Origin of the sequence: Paenibacillus pseudetheri, assembly GCF_924513355.1 — a bacterium.
GTDB classification, from domain to species: domain Bacteria; phylum Bacillota; class Bacilli; order Paenibacillales; family Paenibacillaceae; genus Paenibacillus_AQ; species Paenibacillus_AQ pseudetheri.
In genome coordinates this window covers 1-822 of sequence record NZ_CAKMAB010000097.1, presented here as the reverse complement: position 1 = coordinate 822, position 822 = coordinate 1, and the positions used below count along the sequence as shown (strand labels likewise).

Here is an 822-nt window from a genome sequence, read left to right as displayed (position 1 = left end):
GACCGATTACACAAGGTGAAGTACTCGGAGTACTTCCATTCAACAATGATCTGGTTACGATCACTTTAACCGGACAAGAAATTAAGGACGCGATGGAGAATGGGGTTTCCAAAACTCCAACAGCAGACGGACGTTTCCCACATGTTGCAGGGTTGAAATTCTATTATGACTCTACGAAGCCTGTGAACGAACGCGTATTGCGCATTGAAGTGAAGAACGGGAACAAATACATTCCTCTAAATATGAATGCATCCTATGTAGTAGCCACTAATGCTTTCACAGCTAAAGGTGGAGATTTCTATACTTCCCTTGAGAAGGCCTACAAAGAAGGCCGTGTGAATCTGCTGTACCTACCGGACTTTGATGTATTTACGAAGTATCTTAATGAGGTTAAAACTGTCACTGCGAAAACTTCCGCTGTTGAGGGCCGTATTGTGGATCTGAAAGGTGCACCACTGCCAGAGATAACTGAAGACTTCCCATTAACGGTTCTGCACACCAACGATACGCATGCAGGACTAGATACGGTAAGCTCACCAAATAACATCTTGCGCCGTGTAACGGCAATCAAAAACGCTAAAGCAGCTACAGAAAACCCTATTCTTCTCGATGCGGGTGATGTATTTTCTGGGACTCTTTACTTCAACAAGTATCTGGGTCAAGCAGACCTCAGATTCATGAATTTGGTTGGTTATGATGCCATGACTTTCGGAAACCATGAATTTGATAAACATGAAAAAGAACCTGAAGTTCTTTCTAAATTCATCGGTAACGCTAAATTCCCTTTTGTCTCATCCAATGTGAATTTCTCTGCGGATGATA

At 42.7% G+C, this 822-nt stretch carries 1 protein-coding gene; it reads left to right on the top strand.

Annotated elements, in window-relative coordinates:
- Positions 1-822, top strand: an 822-nt coding sequence (locus tag L1028_RS31035) for a 5'-nucleotidase C-terminal domain-containing protein (protein ID WP_234541966.1), incomplete at both ends; no start/stop codon positions are given.